This is a genomic window from Chitinophaga rhizophila (assembly GCF_019492185.1).
In the GTDB taxonomy this organism is placed as follows: domain Bacteria; phylum Bacteroidota; class Bacteroidia; order Chitinophagales; family Chitinophagaceae; genus Chitinophaga; species Chitinophaga rhizophila.
Genome location: NZ_JAICCF010000001.1, coordinates 145,807 through 168,681, shown reverse-complemented (window position 1 = coordinate 168,681; position 22,875 = coordinate 145,807). Strand labels below are relative to the sequence as shown.

Annotated in this window: 16 protein-coding genes and 1 tRNA gene; 3 read left to right on the top strand and 14 right to left on the bottom strand. The window is 46.6% G+C overall.

What is annotated here, in order from left to right; all coding sequences use genetic code 11:
* Positions 1-9: 9 nt before the first annotated feature.
* From arsB to K1Y79_RS00665, 6 genes are all read right to left on the bottom strand, one after another.
* The gene (arsB, locus tag K1Y79_RS00690; protein WP_220248071.1) at positions 10-1,095 is read right to left on the bottom strand and encodes an ACR3 family arsenite efflux transporter; all 1,086 of its coding nucleotides are present in this window, start codon (positions 1,093-1,095) and stop codon (positions 10-12) included.
* 217 nt (positions 1,096-1,312) lie between these two features.
* Complete coding sequence (locus K1Y79_RS00685; protein ID WP_220248070.1) at positions 1,313-1,567, bottom strand: hypothetical protein; 255 nt, start codon at positions 1,565-1,567, stop codon at positions 1,313-1,315.
* Between the two features lie 145 nt (positions 1,568-1,712).
* Entirely contained in the window at positions 1,713-2,201 is a 489-nt protein-coding gene (locus tag K1Y79_RS00680; protein ID WP_220248069.1) for a GNAT family N-acetyltransferase, read from the bottom strand.
* A 10-nt stretch (positions 2,202-2,211) separates the two neighbouring features.
* Positions 2,212-3,054, bottom strand: coding sequence for an arsenite methyltransferase (locus tag K1Y79_RS00675; RefSeq protein ID WP_220248068.1), 843 nt, complete (start codon positions 3,052-3,054; stop codon positions 2,212-2,214).
* Between the two features lie 62 nt (positions 3,055-3,116).
* Entirely contained in the window at positions 3,117-3,446 is a 330-nt protein-coding gene (locus K1Y79_RS00670) for an ArsR/SmtB family transcription factor (protein ID WP_220248067.1), read from the bottom strand.
* 189 nt (positions 3,447-3,635) lie between these two features.
* On the bottom strand, positions 3,636-3,893 hold the full coding sequence (locus K1Y79_RS00665; RefSeq protein WP_220248066.1) for a hypothetical protein: 258 nt from the start codon (positions 3,891-3,893) through the stop codon (positions 3,636-3,638).
* A 609-nt stretch (positions 3,894-4,502) separates the two neighbouring features.
* Between K1Y79_RS00665 and K1Y79_RS00660 the strand changes: the two genes are divergently transcribed.
* Positions 4,503-4,760 (top strand): hypothetical protein, encoded by a 258-nt coding sequence (locus tag K1Y79_RS00660; RefSeq protein ID WP_220248065.1) that lies wholly within the window; start codon positions 4,503-4,505, stop codon positions 4,758-4,760.
* A 63-nt stretch (positions 4,761-4,823) separates the two neighbouring features.
* Here the strand turns inward: K1Y79_RS00660 and K1Y79_RS00655 are convergent.
* From K1Y79_RS00655 to K1Y79_RS00640, 4 genes are all read right to left on the bottom strand, one after another.
* Positions 4,824-4,896, bottom strand: a tRNA-Lys gene (locus tag K1Y79_RS00655).
* A 111-nt stretch (positions 4,897-5,007) separates the two neighbouring features.
* Positions 5,008-8,403 (bottom strand): carbohydrate-binding protein, encoded by a 3,396-nt coding sequence (locus K1Y79_RS00650; RefSeq protein WP_220248064.1) that lies wholly within the window; start codon positions 8,401-8,403, stop codon positions 5,008-5,010.
* 282 nt (positions 8,404-8,685) lie between these two features.
* A complete protein-coding gene (locus tag K1Y79_RS00645) occupies positions 8,686-11,862 on the bottom strand; it encodes an Ig-like domain-containing protein (protein WP_220248063.1) in 3,177 nt (1,058 codons plus the stop codon).
* A gap of 126 nt (positions 11,863-11,988) precedes the next feature.
* Positions 11,989-14,883, bottom strand: a complete 2,895-nt coding sequence (locus tag K1Y79_RS00640; protein ID WP_220248062.1) for a ligand-binding sensor domain-containing protein — start codon at positions 14,881-14,883, stop codon at positions 11,989-11,991.
* Positions 14,884-15,109: 226 nt separating this feature from the next.
* Between K1Y79_RS00640 and K1Y79_RS00635 the strand changes: the two genes are divergently transcribed.
* A complete protein-coding gene (locus tag K1Y79_RS00635; RefSeq protein ID WP_220248061.1) occupies positions 15,110-16,336 on the top strand; it encodes a family 16 glycosylhydrolase in 1,227 nt (408 codons plus the stop codon).
* A 172-nt stretch (positions 16,337-16,508) separates the two neighbouring features.
* On the opposite strand, the gene K1Y79_RS00630 is transcribed toward K1Y79_RS00635, so the two are convergent.
* A complete protein-coding gene (locus K1Y79_RS00630; protein WP_220248060.1) occupies positions 16,509-18,803 on the bottom strand; it encodes a GAF domain-containing protein in 2,295 nt (764 codons plus the stop codon).
* A gap of 87 nt (positions 18,804-18,890) precedes the next feature.
* A complete protein-coding gene (locus K1Y79_RS00625) occupies positions 18,891-19,793 on the bottom strand; it encodes an NAD(P)-dependent oxidoreductase (RefSeq protein WP_220248059.1) in 903 nt (300 codons plus the stop codon).
* A 175-nt stretch (positions 19,794-19,968) separates the two neighbouring features.
* Here K1Y79_RS00625 and K1Y79_RS00620 point away from each other — a divergent pair, with 175 nt between their 5' ends.
* On the top strand, positions 19,969-21,393 hold the full coding sequence (locus K1Y79_RS00620; RefSeq protein WP_220248058.1) for a serine hydrolase: 1,425 nt from the start codon (positions 19,969-19,971) through the stop codon (positions 21,391-21,393).
* A gap of 30 nt (positions 21,394-21,423) precedes the next feature.
* Here the strand turns inward: K1Y79_RS00620 and K1Y79_RS00615 are convergent, their stop codons facing one another.
* Together K1Y79_RS00615 and K1Y79_RS00610 are read right to left on the bottom strand one after the other, a co-directional pair.
* Positions 21,424-22,170, bottom strand: a complete 747-nt coding sequence (locus K1Y79_RS00615) for a YggS family pyridoxal phosphate-dependent enzyme (protein ID WP_220248057.1) — start codon at positions 22,168-22,170, stop codon at positions 21,424-21,426.
* A 65-nt stretch (positions 22,171-22,235) separates the two neighbouring features.
* On the bottom strand, positions 22,236-22,856 hold the full coding sequence (locus K1Y79_RS00610; RefSeq protein ID WP_236059435.1) for a MarR family winged helix-turn-helix transcriptional regulator: 621 nt from the start codon (positions 22,854-22,856) through the stop codon (positions 22,236-22,238).
* Between the last annotated feature and the right edge of the window lie 19 nt (positions 22,857-22,875).

The following is a 22,875-nucleotide window of genomic DNA, read 5'->3' as shown; positions in this document are numbered from 1 at the left end:
TAAAATTTGCTATTTAACTGTTTGAAATTCATTTCGGTTGCGATAGTATCTCTTTCTTAACCAAAAGGCAACATTCACAAGCGCAATCAATGCCGGAACCTCTACCAGTGGCCCAATTACGCCAACAAATGCCTGTCCTGAGTTAATACCAAAGACACCAATTGCTACGGCTATTGCCAACTCAAAATTGTTCCCAGCAGCAGTGAATGCTATTGATGCGTTTTTCGAATAGTCCGCACCTAAACTTTTTCCTAACAGGAAACTCACCAGAAACATTATGGCGAAGTATACTACCAGCGGAATAGCCACCCTGATCACGTCAAATGGTATCTGAACTATTAACTCTCCTTTTAGACTAAACATCACGATAATTGTAAACAACAGTGCAATCAACGTAATAGGTGATATGAATGGGATATATTTTTGGTTAAACCATTGCTCACCCTTCCAGGCAATTAGGGAGTAACGACTAATTACGCCTGCTAAAAACGGAATACCGAGATATACAGCAACACTTTTTGCTATCTCTGCAATGGTTATATTAACAGCTATGCTTTTCATACCTAATATTTCAGGTAACCATGTCATAAACACATAAGCATAAACACTATATAGGAGAACTTGGAAAATACTGTTTATAGCTACCAGCCCTGCTGCATACTCTCTATTACCCTCTGCAAGCTCATTCCAGACTATTACCATAGCTATACATCTTGCCAAACCTATCAAAGTTAGTCCAGTCATATATTCTGGATATCCATGTAGAAATAGAACGGCAAGTCCGAACATTAGAACCGGGCCGATAATCCAGTTTAGAAAAAGCGACGCTCCTAGTATTTTCGTATTTTTAAATACCTCCCCCATATTTTCGTACTTTACTTTTGCCAAAGGAGGATACATCATGAGAATCAATCCTATGGCCAAGGGGATGTTAGTAGTGCCGGATGAAAAGCTATTAATGAATGTAGCTGTTGATGGTATGAAATATCCTAGTCCTATCCCTATTGCCATCGCAAGGAATATCCATAAAGTTAAATACCTATCAAGGAAGCTCAATTGTTTTCGTTGTGCAGGATTGCAATTACTATTACTCATGCTTACTATTTTATCATTTATTTATCAGTGAGGTGAATCATGTAGGTGGCTACGGCATCCACAGCGACCTTTAAGTTATTGCCATCGTTTAGATCATTGAAACCTTCAATTTCTAATTTTCGATACAGGATATGTAAATTTTACATCTTTCCAATGGTCAAAATTAGCGGGGTCTACCGATATAGGATATGTTTCTTTTGCATTTAGTGCGGGATCATCAATACCCTTTGCATATGTGAAAATTGCCGGAGCCTCGTTTACGATCCTTATCATCCATAGAAGCCATTACTACTGCTCCCTTTAGGATGCCAAGAACCTCTCTTTCGTTTCTCCGGATGGTATTCTTTCTTACAGATATAAAATATTTTGTCAACTCAGGATATAACCGTGGAGCTGGAGCGATTTCAGGCATAGCAGCGAATGACAAGAAGGCTGCAACTAACAGTAATAAGCTGAAAAGTTTCTTGTTCATAGTTGTTGGTGCTAGAAGTGATTATTAGACATGGAATTTTTACCAGTCTGACTTATCTGATCCAGAGTTATAGATATAGATTCCCTGTTCCGCAGAATAGCTATCCCGCAGAGGTATTCGATTTACACTACTATTTAGTTTGAATTTATAGACCAGTTGATTTGCTGCGCCTTTCTAATAACAGGGTGTCACGCCATACTCCGTTCATTTTCCCAATTTTTTCCCTATAACCTACCTTTCGAAATCCATTGTTCTCATGCAATTTTATACTTGCCAAGTTTTCAGGGAAAATCCCGGATTGTAAAGTCCAGAAATTATGTCTCTCACTTTCGTCAATAAGGGCTTTCAATAATTGATTGCCTATACCTCTACCTCTTGCACTCTCTTTTACATATACACTAACTTCAGCTACTCCGGCGTAAACACATCTTCCCGAAACTGGAGATAAGGCCGCCCAACCTAAGACCCTGCCATCTTCGATTGCAACAAATCGGCATTCCTTTACATGGCCATTGTCCCATTCAGCCCATTCAGGGGCATTCGTCTGAAAAGTGGCGTTACCTGTTGCAATGCCACCTTCATAGATATCTTTTACTTCCTTCCAGTGAATATCTAATAAACGCTCTATTTGCATATGTCACTGTTTAACTACAACAACCTGGAGGGCAACATGCAGCTTCTGTAGGCTTTTCCGCATATACAGTTACGCTATATATTCCTGTATTACTGCTTCTGAAAGCTGTAAGTTCATCTTTTGAAAGATATTTGGAAAGTATGTCATCCGGAACTATAATAGGCTTCTGCTTCTGGATCGTAATATTGACGAAACCATTATCTGCAATAAGATCCAGATATACCTGTTTTTGAATCGCACCAGAAACACAGCCAGAATACATTTCAGCAGCTTCTTTTATTGCTGATGGAAGATCTCCATTCAATACAATGTCAGAAATGCTGAAGTGTCCTCCAGGTTTTAGAACGCGAAATATTTCCTTAAATACCCCGTCTTTGTTCGGTACAAGATTAAGTACACAGTTACTTACTATCACATCAGCAACATTTGCCGAAACAGGTATCTTCTCTATATCTCCCTGACGAAATTCAACGTTGTTGAAGCCGAGTTTTTCTGCATTCAAACGGGCTTTTTCAATCATAGCAGGGGTAAAATCTATCCCGATCACCTTTCCATTTTCTCCAGCTTCCTTTCTTGCTACAAAACAGTCATTTCCAGCACCAGAACCTAAGTCTATTACAGTATTGCCAATTGCAATTTTTGCGAACTGTGTAGGCAGGCTACAACCCAAGCCCAAATCTGCATCCGGATTATAACCTTCCAGAGTGGAATAATCATCACTCATAATATTATAAACCTCTGTCGAACACTCACCAGCTCCACAACATGAAGACTGATTAGTGTCTTTATCCTGTAAAGCAATTTCACTGTACTTCTGCCTTACCATTTCCTTTATTTGAGTATCTGTAGACATGATAGTAGAAAATTTATTTATCTTATTATTGCAATATTGCGATGGTTAAAGTCAAAAAAAATCTAACAACAAGAATCAATGCAGCCTATTTCGGCGAAAAAACCGCCAAATACTTGTCCGTACTGCTTCCATACTTTCGGGTTTATACAATAACAAACACTTGCCCCTTCAATTGTGCCTTGAATAAGTCCGGCTATCTTTAACTCCTTTAAATGTTGAGACGTGGTAGCCTGGGCCAAACCCAGCTCGTCAACCAGATCCCCGCAGACACAGGCATTTTTCTTAACCAGATATTGCAAAATAGCAATTCGGGCAGGGTGTGCAATTGCCTTAGCCATATTGGCTATATCGTTCTGTTGTTTAGTAAATAAGTCCGCCTTAGTCGCTCCCATAATTACATTTCTATCGCATCGCAATATTACGATTGAATTTTAGAATACCAAAATCTTTTTCACGTATTGAAACAACTATACATGTAAATTATTCTCATAAAATAGACTGAATTAATAAACGTAGACAAACTTGAATCCGGGACTACAATTAAAAGTAGTCTCGGGACATTCTAATGTATGTTATGGTCACTATGCTGCCTGTACGTATTTTTTATTCTCAAAAATGTCCATTTCGCCTCCCTGATTATATCGTCCGAATTGTACGGCCCTGCCTTTCTCTGGAACCTCGATCACTACATCCACGTCATGCTGAGCTTCCTGCGATCCTCGGAACTGTCCAGTCTTTGTAACCTGGTATACGTAGATAAAAGATTTACCAGGATAAGATTCTTTGAGAGCACGAAGATCTTCCGGAGTTAACTTGAGCCGCGTTACGCTATCCAACACTATAAAATCATAAGGGCTAAGGTCATCCGGTAGTTATCCAGCAAAGTCGGCAAAGAGACTTTTCCCAATTTTGAGCCTTGCACTTACCATAGCGGAAAAACCGGGGGCTGGATCTCCGATGAATTCTCTCCACTTACCCATAAAACCTAATGTCTCAAACTGCATCCCCCAAAAAGCTGTAAGGCTTTTGCTCTTAATGCGAGTAGCTTTACTTTATCCAACTTTTTCTTATCTGCCAATTCTGTACTTACTGGCAATATATCTGTTAGGATAAGACGATCCTTATACAAGTTGTAGATAAATCCTTTCTATTGTGGCATATTGTCACATTCTCTGTTAAATGGAGAATTGGTTGATGGGAAACATGAGAAACTTGTCAACAAAGAGATTTTCTTAATGGCAAATGAGGAATAGAACAAGGTTACACACGGCTTTACACAAAACCCACTAAATGAAGAATTGCCTTTAAAGCTCTTTATGAAATGTGAAACCTGTGATATGTATCTAAGCGGGTATATAGTAAAACGGAAGAACTTATATTATTATAAATGTGATAATGGCAGTAAATGCTCTTGCCACATAAGCGCAGCGAAGTTACACGAAAGATTCATGACCATTCTTAACGAGATAACTCTTCCTGAGAAATACATTTATCTTTTCCAATTACAGCTAAGAAAGATCTTCACCACGATTAATGCTGAAAAGGAAGAGACAGCGAAATTATACAAGGCTAAACTAACGGAGCTGGAACAAAAAATCGAAAATCTGGAGGAGCGATATTTCCGGAAGGAATCTATTATAACAAGGAAAATGACCAACCTCGAACCACAAACTTTAATCCTTTATTCGCGCTCGTTGCAGACCTGACGGGTACTTCATACAAAGAAGAAACCCGACCTTTTGAGACTATTCTCAAGAAGTCGGGTTTCGTGATCCCGCTGGGACTCGAACCCAGGACCCATACATTAAAAGTGTATTGCTCTACCAACTGAGCTACGGAATCATTCCCCTTAAACGGGGTTGCAATATTACAACAGATATTTAAAAACTCCAAACAAAAATAAAAAAAGCCGCCTCTTAAAGAGGCAGCTTTTGGATAAAACCATTGCCTGGATTATATCTTCACGAATTTCTTCGTCACAGATTTTCCAGCATTGGTGAACTGTAATATATACACGCCTGCAGGCAGACTGCTCACATCCAGTATTCCGTTCATTGATTTGATAACGGTGGATTGTGAGGTGGCTACGTTGGTGATTGTGAATAAGCCGTTGCCTTTCACATTACCTACCGTTAGCAGATTCACTACCGGGTTCGGATACATCCGGATAGCCGGATCTGGGAGTACCGCAGCACTTCTAGCTGTCTGGGCATTAGAAGAGAACGCTATCCAGTTAAGGTTGACGTCTGCATGAGAAGCGTAGACACGTAAGGTCTGTTTGCCGGCGGAAAGGGTTACTGTTTTGGTCACAGTGGCCCAGGATTGCCAGCCGCCAGTAGCTGCGATATCTACTGTTGTAAGAACAGTACTGCCTGACTGCAATTGCAGTTGACCACCACCTGGTGCGCTGGCAACCCGGAAGGATACCTGGTAAGTGCCTGCTTCCGTGACGTTCACAAAATAGTCCATCCAGTCGCCGGTATCTACCCAGCCTATGTTTTCACCACCGCCGGTGTCAGCGCAACCTTCCGTTTGTATGCCTGACATAGCATCAAAGTCTTCTGCTTCAATACGGCCAGGTATCAGTTTTTCTACCGGCGCTGCTGTTACATTGATGGCAACAGGAGTGGAGATAGCTGTCATCTGATTGTTGTCGGTGGCTCTGGCAGTAATGCTATAGTTACCTGCGGCCACGCCTGTCCAGAGGTACTGGTAAGGGCTGGTGGTGTCTTCACCTATCTTGGTAGCGCCCTGGAAGAACTCTACTTTCCTGATGGTACCGTCAGTGTCTGCGGCTGTTGCTCGCAACAGAATGTCGCTATTGCTGGCGAAGGCTTCTCCGTTGACCGGGGCAGTAATGCTTACAGTTGGTGCATTGCCGATAGCCAGATCAAAGTTGAAGTAGTTAACGTTGAAGTCTGCCGCTTCCAGTGCGATACGGAATACGTGTACGCCTGCCGGCAATGCCTGCAGGGTAGTGGTAGCTACGGTCTGCCATGCCTGGAAGCCGCCTGTCGTTGGAACAGTCACCGGACCGGTAATGTCAATACCATCCATTTCTACATGGAAGGTTTTCGCTGCACCCGGATTCGCAACACGGGCAGAGAAGGTGTATCTGCCGGTGATGGTAACATTAGCTGTATATTCCAGCCATTCTCCGTTAGCTACGTATCCAATATTGTAGCCGCCTTCAGAGCAGTTCTCCAGATCTACTCCTTCATTGATACGGTATTGGTTACCCTGGTTGGCAGCGCTTGCATCATGGTAGGCAATACCTTCTCCGCCAGCGTCGAAATTCTCTATTTCTATCTTGCCGGGGATGGTAGCCGGAGTACTGGCATCAGGATAAGGTGTCTGTCTGGAAGCACCCGCTTTATAGGTTGCACGATAGGTGGTATTTACTGCCGGTACACGGATGGATTGTAAGGCATCTCCTCCATGCGCCCATGATACGAAGTCATATGTTGTATCTCCGAGCAGCTGAGGCGTAACTGCCTGTAAGGTTGTCAGCGAGTTTACTACCATTGTCTTTGTAATAGGTGTTGCTGCTCTTGAACCCAATACCAGGTTGATACCAGGTACATTTGTCACAGCGGATACTGTCACCTTATTAGGGTAGATATCCACCGAGTCTATACCGGTACGGCCATTGGAATCCTTTACTGTCAGCATAAGCCTAAACCAGATATTTGGTGAAGACTCGCCCAGGTTGTCTGCTGTAAAGCTGCCTGCTTTTACTCCTGCAGGCAACGTCGGACCAGGATGCCAGTGTTCACTGGCTGGACTGTCGGCATGATAGAAGCGCGCTTCCCATGAATATGTACTATCTGGTAAAGTACCATCTTCTGTATCTGTTGCGGTAGCCGAGAAGTTGACAACTGTACCTACATTCCATGTCAGCGAAGCAGATGGTGTAAGTATTTTCGGCACTGGTCGGGCATTGAATTTCAGTACGGTCAGCTTAGCGGCATTACTGTTTACGCTGCTGATAGGATTTGTCACTACACAACGGTATAGACCAGAATCTGCCTGTGTGGTCTGTGCAATACGATAGGTGGCTGCTGTCGCTCCTGCGATATTGACACCGTTCTTCTGCCACTGGAATGATAAAGGTGTTCCACCGGAGGCGGTCACAGAAAAAGCAATATCATCTCCTGCTGTTATAGTGGCGCTTTCAGGTTGATTGACGATAGAAGGAGCCTGATTATTGTTATACTCTATTCTATACAGACTGCCATCTCCTGCATAAGCAATGTAGTAGATGTTGCCATCTATACCTACGCTGGTACCCAATATCCGGGTGAAGTTCCTGGTTGAAAACTCCATATACTGGGAGCTGGGTCTGAGTCCGTTTACATCTACAAACCTGTACCAATCGCGGCACCAGTCTGAGAAGAAGAACTTGTTCAGATACTGAGGAGGATAGTTCGTTGCCGGTGGATTGAAAAACAATCCTGACGTAATTGCACAGCCGCCTGTTGTCTCGGAGTGATTATAGTAATATACGCCTGGAATTGTTGTTGTTGTATCCTGTTCAGCGCCACTCTTCCTGTTTTGATCCCAGCCATAATTATATCCTCTGTTAGGATCGGGATTAGTGACGTCATTAATCTCTTCATATTCACCGCCTACATCCACTACAAAGATTCGCTGTGACACGGGATCAAGGGACATGCGCCACGGGTTCCTTAAGCCTCTTGCCCAGATGCTTCTCTGCTGGCGGCTGGCTCCGGGAGTGTCATAGTAAGGGTTTCCTGGCGCTGGCTGACCGTCTTCTGTCAGTCGCAGGATCTTACCTCTATATGTGTTCAGCTTCGGCGCTTCGATCGGCTCATTGCTTTCTCCGATAGCCACATATAGCAGCCCTCTGCGGAACAGCAAGGCACCTCCGTTATGTGCCCCGTTAATAAGCGGATCAAACTCCATCACTCTCCGGACAGAGTCTACGCCATTCGCCGGATTGATAAAGATGATATCCAGGTAATGACGGTTCATCTCTCTGTTAGTGTAAAAAATGTAGCATCTGCGGTTTGTTGAGAATTGTGGGTGAAGTGTGATACCCAGTAAACCCTGCTCTGCATCGGTTACTGTCTGTGCGGTATACACGGTAGATACGGTTCCGTTCTGATAGACTTTCAAGGCTCCTCCACGTTCCGCCATAAATATCCGGCCATCAGCAGCATGTGCCATAGCGGTCGCTTCGCGAATAGAGTTGTCTGTCAGTTTTCTGAGCGTAAAGCCAGCAGGTACCTGGCTGTAAGCACGGTCTGTGCTCGCTGCGAGCATGGCAATTCCAAAGCAGGCTGTAAAGATCCGCTTATGAAATGTAAGCAGCAGGTTTTTCTTCATTTGTCTTAAATGGTTTTTGTGAATATTAGGTTTCCAAGGTGACGGTTGCCGTTCGTTAGTCTAGGGAATACGAAATAGTTATATCTGAGGATAGGTTTTCAAATGGTTTTTGTCAGACAACAATTTACAAACATAACCTGATAACTTGTATCAACTACTCAGTGAATTTTCATGTTATACTCATACAAGTATAACAGACACCGGCCATAATATTCCAAAAGAACAGCCGGCACGCTGTATAACGTATATAAATACACGTGCCGGCTGTTAACAAATTATTACTTATTGCTTAACAAACTTCAGTATCAATTGCTGCTGTGTGCTATTTTGTAATTGAATGAAGTAAATTCCTGCCGGTAAGCGACTTACATCTGCACTGTATGTAGATGATACCTTACCCTCCTGAGATAATTGCTGCATAGACCAGGTACGCCCGTTGAGATCTACTATCCGTAGCTGGCGGATAGCCTCATTGCTGCGTATCTGAATCCTGTCATCTACCACAGGATTCGGATAAACCCATGCTTCCCAGCTGTTATTTGCTGATACCCTTGATGTCGATGGACTGCTTAACATACTACTGCTGCTACGTAGGCTGCCATATGCTTCCAGTTCAAAGATCGAATAGCCATATACCGTCGTCCTGGCAGTACCGTAAATCCGGAGATAACGGCCATGTCCTGACAATCCGGTGAAATCATTCACTAATGTACTGTTGTTGGTTACCGTCCGCAGCGCTGTCCAGGTAGCTCCATCATTGGATACCTGGATGGCGTAGTCTTTTCCTGCTGCTGCCTCCCAGGTAATCTTCACCCTATTGATATTGTAATCTGCGCCCAGATCTACCGTAATAGACTGCGGATCGCCAAAGACACTGGACCAGCGTGTATTGATATTGCCATCTACTGCATACTTCCCTTCAAACGAAATGTTTTCATAAGAGGTGGTCACCACTGGTTTGTTCAGCGCCAGGTTAGTCTGTACGCTGGTGGTATCCGGGGTAACGTAGTAGATGTTGTCGATATAGAAGCTGGCTGCTGCCGCTGGAGCATCTCCGGAGAAAGTGAAGGCCTGTGTGATCCTGGTCAGGTCTATGCCTGTCAGCGAACTCACAGGTATACTTACTTCATGCCATTGCCCGTCTCTGATCAGCCCGAGCTTCTGCTCACCAGGAGCAAAGTTAATTGCCTGCTCTCCGCTCTGTGAGATTATAGTAAACCTGAACTGTCCCTGGTAAGTGGTTTTAAACTGAAACTTCAGGAATCCATTACGATAGTGACTCAGGTCGCGTATGTCATTTGCCACTCCTGCACCAAACCAGCTGCCACCAGCTGCTGTAAAAGCCATCACCTCCGTACCCTCGTAAGGAGCTGCTCCACTAACGGCCGACAGATTATTCCATACGTACAGATTGGCGTCCAGTCCATAAGTCAGCCTTTCGGTTATACCGGGATCTTCACTATAAATACCATACCTGTTAGCGAGAATCTTATTGTCTCTTACGGTGATGGTTACGGGGGGCGATGTGGTACTCAGCTTACCATTATCCGTGGCTTTTGCAGTGATCGTGTAAGTTCCCTGTGGCACATTCTCCCATGTATAAGTATATGGTGGTTTGCTAACCGTACCTAAAAGGGTGCTGCCATTGTAAAACTCCACTTTGTAAATCAGTCCATTGTCAGAGACGTTTGTATTGATCACTACCTTGGCTGGTGTACGGTAAGGTGTAGCTGTTGTGGGTGATGTAATACTGATCTGAGGCGGTGTATTACCCGGTGCTGCTACCAGTATAGTCACAGGTTTGGAGGTTGTCGTCTTTTGCTGATTGTCTGTTGCCTTTGCTACCAGCTGATATATACCTTGTGCCGCTGGCTGCCACGTATAATTAAACGGCGCTGTTGTACTGGTCCCCAGGTAGTACGTGCCATTATAAAAATCGACCTTGCTGATGCTGCCGTTAGGATCGCTTGCGTTCGTCTGTATAGCGACAGATGCGGGCGTTGTATACACCGTTTCATTAGCAATATTGGTAATCGCTACAGTTGGTGCCGGATTTGCCGATACGCCGCCTGTATAATAGATGTTGTCAAAGTAGAAGTCTGCCGCTGCTCCTGGCGCATCGCCTGAGAACATAAACAGCTGTGTGATCTGCAACAGATCCAGCGTGCCGAATGCACTTACCGGTATTGTTACTTCATGCCATTGGCCGTCTCTGACCAGGCCGTATTCATTGCTACCGGTGAAGTTCACCCAGCCTTCTGCTCCGTCGGCTGCTATTCCAATCTTAAATGGGGCAGTAGAAATGGTTTTCATATGGAACTTCAGACTGCCGCCGGCATAGTTACTCAGGTTTACTACATCATTCGCTACACCCAGACCATACCATACGCCGGCATTGGCACGGAATGCCCATACATTGCTACCTTCAAACGGAGTGGGTGCAGGGGAGGTGATGTTAGTAATGTTATTCCAGAGATACAGGTTAGCGCCTTGTCCGAAGACAACCTTATTGGTAATGGCTGCATTGTCTGTAAAAACGCCGTAATTACCTTCGGGCGCATTGTTTGTTGCCAGTATCAGTTCTTCTCCCTGTCTGCGGTCCTGGTACAACCGCAGGTAGTCAATCTCCATACGGCCGGGCAGGGGAGCGGTTACTCCGGCGGGTGAATGTATGCCGGGGTAGTTACCGCCTACCGCAAGATTCAGCAAGATATAGAACGGCTGGTGGAAGGCTTCAAATCCATTGCCGCCGTTAATGGCAATCCGGTAATACGGACTGTTATCCAGGAAGATGGTCAGGTACTGCGGATCCCACTCCAGCTTATACAAGTGATAGTCGTCGCTGAGGTCTACGCCATTTGCTACGGTATCCTTGGCATAGGTGGCATGGCCGGTATAACCGCCTGGATTTTCAGTCCACCAGTGTGTAGCTGCACTCACGGTGTTATTCGCCTTTCCGGCGGCAATGGCACCGGCAAATCCCATCTCAAGGATGTCTACCTCACCGTTATGCGGCCAGGTACCGCCAGTAGCTCCGAGTAACCAGAAGGCGGGCCATAAGCCATTACCTACCTTCGGCACTTTAATGCGCGCCTCCAGTGCCCCATAACGGAAGGTAACCCTGCCGGCTGTTTTGATACGGCCGGATGTGAAAGGCTTACCTCCCATATCCTCCCGCCGGGCTTCAATGATCAGGCGGCCGTTCTCAATTCTGACGTTTTCGGTGCGGTTGGTATAGTATTCCAGCTCCGCATTTCCCCAGCCGCAATTGCCCTTGTTACAGCCGTCGCCTGTCTCATAGGCCCAGGTCTGCGGATTAAGGGTGGCAGTAGTGAAGTTTTCTTCCCAGACAAGCTGCCGCTGGGCATAAGTGGAAAATGTAAACAGTGAAAGACAAAGCATTGCTGCAAGTACAACGCTCCTTTTCACCATGTTTAATGTGTAAAACCGGCTCTTCATGTGGTTAATTTTAAGATAACGTGAACGTGATATTTTAAGATTTTCAGGATACACAAAGTTCCGTAAATTGACTGCGATCCAGTGTCAATACACCGTTTTTCGGGCAGAATATTTGTGCGTCGAAACTCAATGCTGTATTGGATTTGCATTAGGATCGGCTACTGCCAGCAGGAAGTCGTACAGGCTCGTTTCTGCCGCCAGATCCAGCTTCTTCCTTAACCGGTATCTGCTGGTTTCTACTCCCCGTACCGAGATACCCAGGGATTGTGCGATCTCTTTGGTTGTCAGGTTGATACGAAGATAGGCGCACAATTTCAGATCTGTGGTACTCAGCTCCGGGTAACGCCGCTTTAAAGTAAACAGGAAATTGTTGTGTACTTCGTCAAAATGCTTTGAAAACTGCTCCCAGTCTTCTTCGTTATTCTCGGCTTCTTCAAACAACCGTAGTACTTTTTTAAACGCGCCTGCCGGCGGCTCCAGCTTCTTAACAGCCGCCAGCAGCTCTTCCTTGATATTGGACAATACCTTCCCCCGGTGCAGCAGATACATCGTTGCAGAGGCCAGCTCTTTGTTCTTAAACCGCACTTCTGCGGTCAGCTTTTCATTCTGCAGCCGGATCAGTTCTTTCTCCCGCTGCTCCTTTTCATACTTATGGCGTAATATCAGCTGCTCCTGCTTCTGCTGATACCGTTTTCGCTGGCGGATGAATTGCTTCTTCTGGTAAATGTAGCCCCACAACAGCAAGGCCAGCGCCGTCATTACATATAGGCTCTTTGCTGCTGCCGTCTGATACCAGGCGGGCAATATCCTGAAAGCATATACTGCCGGAGCAGAGATGTTCCCTAAATTATCTTTAGCCCTGACAGAGAAGCTGTAATAACCATAGGGCAGGTTAGTATAGTCTTTCTCTGTCTTCGCCGACCATTCACTCCATTCCTGGTCAAAACCTGCCAGCCGGTAACTGTATTCGATGGTATTACCCTGACTATATACCGGCGAGGCATATTCAAAGTGAAATCCGGAATAGGCATGCGGCATGGATTTAAAAGAAGGATGGCCCGGAGGATGGTACCCGCCGAACAACAAACTATCCCTTTTCCCATGTGCGCTGACCTGACCAATCAATACCACCGGCAGATCCCGTGCATGACGGTAGTGCCGGTAATTGATGTGGTACATCCCTTTTTCTGCGCCGACGAAAATGTTCTCGTCGTTATAAGGGTATACAAACTCAAACCCGCTGACTACCTGCCCCTTTAACTCAGGGAAGTACACCACACTGAAAGCATGTCCGGGTCGGGGCTTGTGAAAGTCAATCACGCCCGGCACCTTGTCTGACACAAACCAGATATTGCCGGAGGCATCTTCTGCCAGCTGCTGCAAAGGGATATCCTTGAGTACGGGGTATAACCAGGCCGATGGTACAAACCTGTTCTTTGCTGCATCGTATTCATATACGCCCTGCTGTGTAGCTATCAGGGTCTTTTTCCGTATCCTGAAGACAAAATTGTTATTATCCGCAGGTAAACCGTCTTTACTGGTGTAAAGGGTATATTGTAACAGGGTGTCGCCGGCTACCTGCATCCTGAATACGCCCCGGTAAGGATGCGAGGCCCATACAATGCCATCGTCGTCTACTGTCAGAAAACGAAGGGATTCAAACAGTCCCCTGACCCGGTCAGCACCTTTCAGCGCCTGACCATCCTGGTGGATCAGCTGCAGCCCCGTATAACCACCCGCCAGTATATAAGGTGAGAAGGGCTGGAACAACCAGCACCCGCTACGGCCGGATAATGGAATGGCCTGGTCGTTCCTGATCTCAAAAGCGCCTTCATGATGTCCCATCAGCAGGTGCGATCCTATCTGGCTGAGGTTCCATACCTGGCCTTGTGTTTTTGCCACCCGCCGGAATCGTCCCTCCTGAAAGCTGAGATCCTGCCGGGTATCTACCGGAGTGCTATATACACCATCTGATGTGCCGATATACAACTGGTTCCGGAAGACGGTGGCGGCATAAGATGTCAGATACCGTTTGCCGTCGGGTAATATCTGTTTAACGGCCGTATTATACCTCACCATATCAATACCATTGTCCAGTGTCAGCCAGATGTTTCTGGCACGGTCTGTAAAGATCTCCAGCACACTGTTATGCTGTAACCCTTCTTCTATGGTAAATCGCTGAATGACGTGTCCTGTTATCCGGTCTACAATATAACAGCCTCCATAAGAGGTGCCGATCAGCAGTTGCCGGTCGCCCCAGATCTTTGCACAATAGATCTGCTTCTCCCGGAAGAGGTTATCTGCTGCTGTGCGCAGCGGCGTCAGCTGCCCTTCATGCAATTGGAAGATCCCATGTTTCAGGGTGTATATCAGTACAGTATCGCCACCGCCATCTGTCAATCCCCTTACCAGCATCTCTTCGTCGGCAATAGTTTTACAGCTCAGCTCCCAGCTGCCGTTTTTGAACTGCAGCAATCCGGTTGACCTGTCCTGTGCAAACAGTTTCCCGCCGGCCTGAAACAATGCCAGCCATTCGGAGCGGGCGGGGTATACCTGAATTTTCTCCCGGTCATAATAGAAGATCTTGTTGGTACTTCTGAAAAAGATCCCGTTCTCATACATAACGATATCCCAGATATCTGCAAACTGGTCTTTGTCATTCTTTACTGCCGGTTTCAGCGAGGTATATCGCAGTACGCCGTCGGCATCTGCCAGGTAATACCCGAAGTCATCCTGCGCACCTACATAGATACGTCCATCCCTGTCTGTTTTAACGGCACGTAAACGGGTATGGTTAGGTACGGGCAGTAGATTCCAGGAATGACCATTGAAGGTCATCAGTCCTTCGTTATTGGCAAAATAGAGCATGCCGTTTTTGTCCATATCCAGGTCCCATGTCTGACCGCCACCCGGATATTGCTGGCGGGTATAGTTCACAATCGGTGGCAAACCGATGATTTGTTGTGCGTGGATAATTGTTGTCCATAGGATAGACAGCACAAGCAGCGACAGCTTGTTCATTTCTCATAACGTTTCTCTAAAAATAACAATAATCCGGCGGGAAGTAATGCTGACGTAAACAATCTTTATTGATTATCAGTGAACTATCTTGTTGTTGTAGTAGATTAGACGTACCCCCGAAATGATGTTGGATAGAAATTAACTGCACCTTTGTCCGGAGTCAAATAAACCTTTCTTTCCGCGTTATGACATACGCGGATTCCACGAAACCCGGAATTACTTAGTTATGAAGAAACAAACCTTTTCCACGTTTGTGAGCATGCTGCTGCTCACCGCTGCTGTTACCTCCTGTACAAAAGAAAGCAAACCAGACCAGTCACCCAGGTTGTCGGCAGATGACAAAACTGTTGGCGCAGTACAGGCTGCTGCCAGGTCTTATCAGCTGATATGGTCTGACGAATTTGATGGCACCAGCCTCAATACCAGTAAATGGCAGTATGAAAATGGCAACCTTGGTGTAAACAATGAAAAACAGTATTACCAGTCGCAGAATGTTGCTGTCAGTAATGGTAACCTGGTCATTACTGCCCGTAAGCAGACGGTCAGCGGACAGCCCTACACCTCCGGCCGTATTAATACCAACGGCGGTAAGTTCTCGACCACCTACGGCCGTATAGAGGCCCGTATCAAACTGCCGGCAATTCAGGGACTCTGGCCTGCGTTCTGGATGCTGGGTAACAGTATCAGTACCGGTGCCGGCTGGCCTGCCTGCGGCGAGATAGACATTATGGAGCATGTTAACACCGGCAATAGCATCCTGGGTACTATCCACTGGTTTAACACTTCTTACTCCTATTACGGCGGTAACACTACGACTACGCCGACCGATTACCACATTTATGCAGTGGAGTGGGATGCGGCTGCCATCCGCTGGTATGTAGACGGCGTACAGTACCATGAAGCGAATATCCTCAACAACGTGAATGGTACCGAAGAGTTCCACCGCCCGTTCTTTATCCTGCTGAACGTAGCAGTTGGAGGCAACCTGCCAGGCAATACCATCAACGATAACGCACTGCCGGCGTCTATGCTGGTAGACTATGTAAGGGTGTACCGTATTACGGAAACTACCGGCTCCGCTCCAATCGGATCTACTATCACCATGCGGGGTAGTAACGGCGCTTTTGTCAGTGGTGAAAACGGGGCACAGGCCATGACCTGCAGCCGTACTACTGCACAGGGGTGGGAACAGTTCACCGTAGTAGATGCCGGCGGCGGTAAAATAGCACTGCGTAGTCAAGGCAAATATGTATCATCAGAAAACGGCACCCAGGCCATGACCTGTAGCCGTACCACTATCCAGGACTGGGAGAAATTTGACTGGGTAGACAATGGTGACGGCACATTCTCGCTCCGTGGTAGTAACGGAGCATATGTTTCCAGCGAAAACGGTACCCAGGCCATGACCTGTAACCGTCCGTCTATACAGGGGTGGGAGAAATTCACCCGCTAGTATAAACGGCCCTCTCCATTCATTTAATTGTCCTATTGTCAGGGCGTTGCCCCTGCATCTGGCGGATGTACTACCATCGGTTCACGGTAATCAATGCCACGGTTGCGGGTGTAATGTCCTTTCATAGGACAATTACCATTTCTTGGCCTGCTAGTAATGCCCCAGCTGCATGTCAGCAGGAGGGGATGCCTGCGTCATGCACAATTTTAATACGGATCGCCCTCAGTCCGGACACGCCCTGCAGATCTTCTACCTCAAACTGCTCAATATCCCCCTCCAGCAGCGACTGCAATTGCAGTTGCCCGATGTACGCCAGGTATTCTGCTTCTTCCGCGTTGTTGGAATAGACAATGGTGATCTTCCCCGACTGGGTAATACGCTCGTTAGTATCTTTAATACATGCCTTATCGATCCGTTTTTTTACGATCTCAAATCGTGCATTGTAACTGCCATCCACATCAAATCTCTTCTCATCCATTCTGAAGCGGATGGAAATAGTGGAATGGTATACCAGTATAAGACTGGTCACCTCCAGTGCAAAAGGAAGCTGTGGCTTCAACTGATGATGGGCCATCTCCATCTTACACAATGTCTGCAATTGCCATAGCCGCAGGGTATGTAACTTTTGCAGGTCAAAAGGCTGTTTAGGGGCAATCGAATGACCAATATACAGATTGTGCTCTACGCCATCTGTCTTGAACCTTTCAAAGTAATGCGGGAAAGTTTGCTGCGCGGTTACCTGTGCCTTGTCAATAATGCCGGTCAGCTTGTCATTGATAGCAGCTATCGTAGACTCATACTTTCTGCGTTGCAGATGAAAACTGCCATAGACCCTGTCATTGTTGGCGAAGTAGGCAGCCACATCCGGATGAGCGGCGTGCGGTTGTAACAATGGATGTATCTCACTGACCAGATAGGCGGTAATCTGCTGCTCTGTACTGGCCTTTAATGGAAAAGACAGTTCAAACAGGTACTGCCGCAACTGTTCCTGTATAGCCTCAAAGGAGCCCAGTTGACTCAGTAACTGCGAAAGTGTCTTTACCTGTAAGGAAAGGTCTTCCTGCACACTGTTGTTCCGTACCTCCGAAGAGCCTTTGATATCAATCTGTCCATACAGCGGATATACATCGCGGAATACTATTTCGTGGGGAGTATATTCCTTCCCGGCGTGATGATGTGCAATCAGCCGTTCAGCCTCTTTTCTGAATTTCCAGTATACGCTTTCATGTATGGAGGTATACTTACTTTGTATCACCGCCTGGAGCTCATTCTGCATTTCTGCCAGCAATCTTTCTACTGTATCAGTGAGGAAAGGCATAACAACCTCCAGTTTATTGGCGTTGATGCTGTTCAGTTCTTTGGCGCGGATAGATACCATCTCAACCACTCCCAGCAGGTGACCATTCTTAACAACCGGAGCCAGGATGAAACTCCTGATACCCTTCTTATAAAAGAAATTGCCTAACCGGTTCTGCGGATCCTGCTTCAGATATTCTTCCATATCAGACACGGCGAAGTACCGTTTTTCTTTCACAACGCATCCATATGAATAGGTACAGAGCAACTTGCGGGCTTCATCACTCTTATTTCCCTGCACAATAAAGCTATGCATCTGTTGCAGCCCGAAAGGATCAGCGGTGAAATGATCATCTTCGGGGTTATACAATGTGAAACCTACTTTTATATCGGGAATGCGGTAAATGGACCGGAAGATTGACTGTATCTTATCTTCAAAACCTGCGGTGTTGATACCCAGTAGTTTTTCTTTAAAAATAGACACGGCATTTTCCACTGTGGCATCATACAGTGTCATAATAGCAAATCCTTTCAGGATCCAGCTCTCTTTGGGAAACTTGGCCTTCCAGAGCGCAAGATCGTCATAGCTGTTTAGTAACAGGTCAATGTCTTCCTGTGTTAGTGTCGGCGTATTGCCCGTTGGCAGGATGTCCAGAAAATCTGCATTATACAGAATGCGGTAATGTTTAATCACACCATCCGCAGTAGGAATATCGTAAAAAAACGGCTTGCCAAAGTCCAGGGTCGTCCCATAAAACTCATTGAGGATGATACAGCAGCTCAGTACATAGAACTGGTGCTCGTCAAAATCCCTGATCGCAAATGAAAAATCCGGTCCTGCGGCCTTCATGATATTCTGAAAACGCTGTGTTGGATTCAGGATAAGATCTACATATGGCAGATTGACGGCCTTTATTTCGTTCATGGTAAGGCTGGCAGGGAAGTAGTCTGCCAGCAGCCGGTGTATCAGGTCTTCATTCGCTGCTATCTGGTCCGGCGTGGTCAATCCCTCTATCAGTTCCGGATGTAGCGCTATCTCTGCCAGCAGTGCTTTGGCCCGATCCGCAGTTTCTCCTGCTGCTCCTGCTGCCTGCTGTTCAAGCTGCGCGGCTATCTGGTAAAAACTGAGTTGTATCTTAAATGGACTATCTGGAAACGAATGCAGATTCATGTGGTTGTTATCTTGCCGCCCCTAAATTAATCATAATTTATCAGCCTGCAGAGTTACCCGCACATGATCTGCAAATAGGGCGTACTGCTACTGGGACTGAAGACTTTCACTCCTGAGTACTTTCACCACCGCCGCTACTTCCTGATTATTATACCCTGCTGCTGCTGCACGGCGGAACAGGCTTGCGGCATACCGGGGAAACTCGTCGTTGATCCCGGCTTCACGGGCCTGTTGCAGTATCCTTTCCACGGCATCTACAGAAATACTCAGCGGACTTTGAGAAATACTGTAATCCCCGCTGTGCACTACGTTGCCCTGATGCTGAAGAAACTCGCCGAAGGAGGGTGCAATACCAGCTACCAGCTCACCAAAATGGTCTACCGGTAGTCCGGCGCTTTCCACCACCCTGATACCATGGAAGAACCCCAACGTTGTACCATATATGTAAGACAGGGTGGCCAGGTCCATTGCCGCTGCCAGACTTACCTTTTCTCCCAGCCAGGATAGTCCGCCGCCAAATGCCTGTAATAGTGGCAAGGCTCTTTCATAGGCGGTTGCCGCTCCTGACACAAGAATAGGTGTATCCGGTCTGCCCATTTGTGAAGGACCGGCCTGTATAGCGCCGTCGATGTACTGAGCGCCCTGCTGATGCGACCAGGATTCGATGCCGGCAGCTTCCTGCGGACTTCCACTCGTGAGCTGGATAATCAGTTTGCCATCCAGGGCTGCACTAACGCCAGGGTAGTTGAATATCTCCATAGTAGCCTGGTAGTCATGTACACACACCACTACTATTTCGGCCTGTTGTATTGCCCGGGCGGGATCAGCGGCTGCATGAGCGCCGGCAGCTACCAGGGACACTGTCTTCTCAGTCGTTCTGTTCCAAACGGTTACGGTATAACCGCCATCCAGTAACAGCCTGGCAAGTGTTGCGCCCATCATACCTGCTCCTATTACCGCTACTGCGGGGAGATGTGTTGTTGTTGTCATGATAAAGAATTGAATTGTTGATGACACAAAATTGCCCTGTAGCGCACCGCCGGCCAATAAGGGAGAAAAGATTCAGTAGGGAGAAATAATTCCCTATGCCTGGAGCAGAGCTTTGAGGAAGAAGGTTTGCTGATTACGCTTAAAAATGCCGAACTTACAGCAAACGACGTTAACCATGTATGAGAAGAAAATCCCGGAAATGCTGGACTGTGGGATCACTGTTACCAATAAGGTGCTGGGTGGTAAATGGAAAGCCTGTATTATCGATGGCATCAATAAGGGTATAAACCGCCCGAGTGAGCTGCATCGAAACATCCCTGAAGCACCTGCACGGGTAATCAATATGCAGCTGAAGGAACTGGAAGACTACCAGATCATCGGGAAAACTGTCTACCCGGGATATCCATTAAAAGTAACCTATCATCTGACAGAAAAAGGTAAAAGCCTGTTGCACATCATCGGTGCGATGGATAAGTGGGGAAATGAAAACAAGGATACTGTGAATAGTATCAGCCAGGCGCTGGAGGCTACCGGTGTAGCAGCGGCCTATGAAGGTGAGGAGATCAAGAGCTCAGGCATTATCCACCGATGTATACTTATCCTGGTAGCCATCTGCTTTTCATTCAGTCAGTTATTCGCACAACAACATACGGTAGCGCACCGTATAGACTCCTTACTTCGTGCCCCTTCGGCAACACGGTTTAATGGAGTGATCTGCATCAGTAATGGCGAAAAAAACGTTTACAGTAAAGCAATGGGATATGCTGATTTTGATCAGAAGAAAGAAATGACCCGGCAGCACCAGTTCATAATCGGCTCAATCAGCAAACAGATTACAGCTGTGATCGTACTGCGGGAGGTTGATAAAGGACGTATTCACCTGCAGGATCCCATTGGTAAATACCTGCCGGCAATAACTTCTTCCTGGGCAGACAGCGTAACTATACATCAGCTGCTGGCACATACGCATGGTATTACAGAGCTGGACAAACCTTTGTCATTTACTCCAGGCAGCCGCTTTCAGTATGGCTTCAGAAGTTATGACCTGCTGTCGCAGATTGTTGAGAAGAGCTCCGGACAATCATTTCCTGATCTTTGTAATGACTTATTTAAAGCATGTGGCATGACGCATAGTTCTCATCCACGTGGCAGAACCTATACGCGTCTCTGTAAAGGATACCGCATTGAAAACGGAGCACGGGTGGAAGAAGCGGCTTATCTGGACGTATTTGCCGCCGCCGGCGGACTGGTATCGGCTGCAGAGGATCTGGTGAAATGGAATAATCAGCTGCATGGAGGTAAGTTGCTATCTGATAGCGCCTATCAGCTGATGATCACTAAAAAAGAAAATGCATTCAGAGACCATGTAACGTTAGGTACAATTGATTATGGTTACGGCATGACAATCCCACGTGTAAGCAGTGTGCCGGAAATGGGAGTGACCGGGGTAGCACAGGGATTCATCTCTATGGACATGTACCTTCCTGCTACAAAAACCAGCGTGATAGTGTTGGAGAATGTTGCCACTGATATGAAAGAACTGAAAAACAGCTTTTATTATCATGATCAGATATTACGAATTGTCAGGGATGCACAATAAGTACTTATACCGGATGCTTATGCATCCGGCTTATTGCCCCTGCTCATTCCAATAGTAACTGTCCGGGTATTGCCGCTTGCCAAATACGGCTGTTCCTACTCTGATAATGGTAGCGCCTTCCTCAATAGCCGTCTCCAGGTCTCCGCTCATACCCATACTCAGGTGAGCCGCATCGGGAGATAACAGCTTCTGCTGTATGGCAGTGTCCCTGATTTCGCGCAACAACCGGAAGGACGGCCTTACCTTTTCAGGGTCTGCATCAAAAAGCCCGATGGTCATCAGTCCTTTTACCTGCAGGGTCCCATATGACTTTACTTGCTCCAGCAGCCGGATTGCTTCATCCGGGTGTACGCCGAATTTGCTTTCTTCAAAAGAAGTGTTCACCTGTACAAATACATCCATAGTGCGCTTCTCATACTGTAACCGGCTGTCCAGTTTCTCAGCCAATTCCTGACGGTCTACAGATTGTATGCAGGTAACATATTTCAATACGTCTTTGATCTTATTTGTCTGCAGATGCCCGATGAAGTGCCGCTGTACCGGTAGTGTGCCAAGCAGATAGTCTTTTTCTTTCAGTTCCTGTACTTTGTTCTCTCCCAGCAGGGTTGCTCCGGCATCTGCGGCTACCTTAATGTTTTCAGCAGCGACTGTTTTGGTAGCCAGCAGTAGCTGTATATCTGTTGCAGACCGGCCTGCTTTAGCAGCAGCAGCCGCTATCCGTTGCCTGATAAGGTGGAGGTTAGCGAGTATGTCAGCAGATTGAGCAGCGATATCCATAATGAATCATTTAGTGCTTGATGAGAGTATATTCGTCAGCGTTGACGGTAATAATACAATACCGGTCAATCCTTCCGCAGTTCGTGCTCCGGGCAGTCCAGCCGTAATGTTTCCGGCAGGAGGGGCAGTCGAAGCAGGTTACAGAAATGCTGATCCCCTTCGCCCGAGAAATGTGTGCAGGAAAAGCACATCCGCTGCATGGTAATGATATTTTCCTGGTAGAGGTGGTAGATCAGCTCCAGCAGTATAGTCTTCAGTCCTGCTTTTTGCGCATCACCCAGCTGACCGATGTATTGCAGGAGGGTATTGGCAAATCCGCCGGTAGTTTCTGCCACTTTTTTGCCGGCAGCAGTCAGCTTAAGTACCTGTGCCCTGCTATCGGCAGGATTGTCTTTCCTCACCACCAGCTTTTTTTCTGTCAGTACTTTTACCACATCGCTCATGGTAGCCTTGGTCACATTAAATTCTTTGGAGAGGTAAGTAACTGTGGCTTTCGAGGCGCTATGGGTATGCAGGAAGATAAGCGATTGTACTTGTATGGGACTCAGGCCATTCTCTTTGGCCTGTTCCCATAGCATTACACGGAACGATTCGCCTACCCGTTCAAGGGCTGCCAGTATCAAAGCGTCGTTAGAAGTGTTCTGCGTATCCGGATTGAACGGTATTGTATGTAAGTTACCCATCATAGGGGTAAAATTAAGCTCT

Bases quoted from the DNA above. Each gene is read 5' to 3' on its own strand.
- K1Y79_RS00620 (WP_220248058.1), top strand. From the start codon at position 19,969: ATGTATGAGAAGAAAATCCCGGAAATGCTGGACTGTGGGATCACTGTT.
- K1Y79_RS00680 (WP_220248069.1), bottom strand. From the start codon at position 2,201: ATGCAAATAGAGCGTTTATTAGATATTCACTGGAAGGAAGTAAAAGAT.
- K1Y79_RS00630 (WP_220248060.1), bottom strand. From the start codon at position 18,803: ATGAATCTGCATTCGTTTCCAGATAGTCCATTTAAGATACAACTCAGT.
- K1Y79_RS00610 (WP_236059435.1), bottom strand. From the start codon at position 22,856: ATGATGGGTAACTTACATACAATACCGTTCAATCCGGATACGCAGAAC.
- K1Y79_RS00640 (WP_220248062.1), bottom strand. From the start codon at position 14,883: ATGAACAAGCTGTCGCTGCTTGTGCTGTCTATCCTATGGACAACAATT.
- K1Y79_RS00675 (WP_220248068.1), bottom strand. From the start codon at position 3,054: ATGTCTACAGATACTCAAATAAAGGAAATGGTAAGGCAGAAGTACAGT.
- K1Y79_RS00635 (WP_220248061.1), top strand. From the start codon at position 15,110: ATGAAGAAACAAACCTTTTCCACGTTTGTGAGCATGCTGCTGCTCACC.
- K1Y79_RS00645 (WP_220248063.1), bottom strand. From the start codon at position 11,862: ATGAAGAGCCGGTTTTACACATTAAACATGGTGAAAAGGAGCGTTGTA.
- K1Y79_RS00670 (WP_220248067.1), bottom strand. From the start codon at position 3,446: ATGGGAGCGACTAAGGCGGACTTATTTACTAAACAACAGAACGATATA.
- K1Y79_RS00650 (WP_220248064.1), bottom strand. From the start codon at position 8,403: ATGAAGAAAAACCTGCTGCTTACATTTCATAAGCGGATCTTTACAGCC.
- K1Y79_RS00625 (WP_220248059.1), bottom strand. From the start codon at position 19,793: ATGACAACAACAACACATCTCCCCGCAGTAGCGGTAATAGGAGCAGGT.
- K1Y79_RS00660 (WP_220248065.1), top strand. From the start codon at position 4,503: ATGACCATTCTTAACGAGATAACTCTTCCTGAGAAATACATTTATCTT.
- K1Y79_RS00685 (WP_220248070.1), bottom strand. From the start codon at position 1,567: ATGAACAAGAAACTTTTCAGCTTATTACTGTTAGTTGCAGCCTTCTTG.
- arsB (WP_220248071.1), bottom strand. From the start codon at position 1,095: ATGAGTAATAGTAATTGCAATCCTGCACAACGAAAACAATTGAGCTTC.
- K1Y79_RS00615 (WP_220248057.1), bottom strand. From the start codon at position 22,170: ATGGATATCGCTGCTCAATCTGCTGACATACTCGCTAACCTCCACCTT.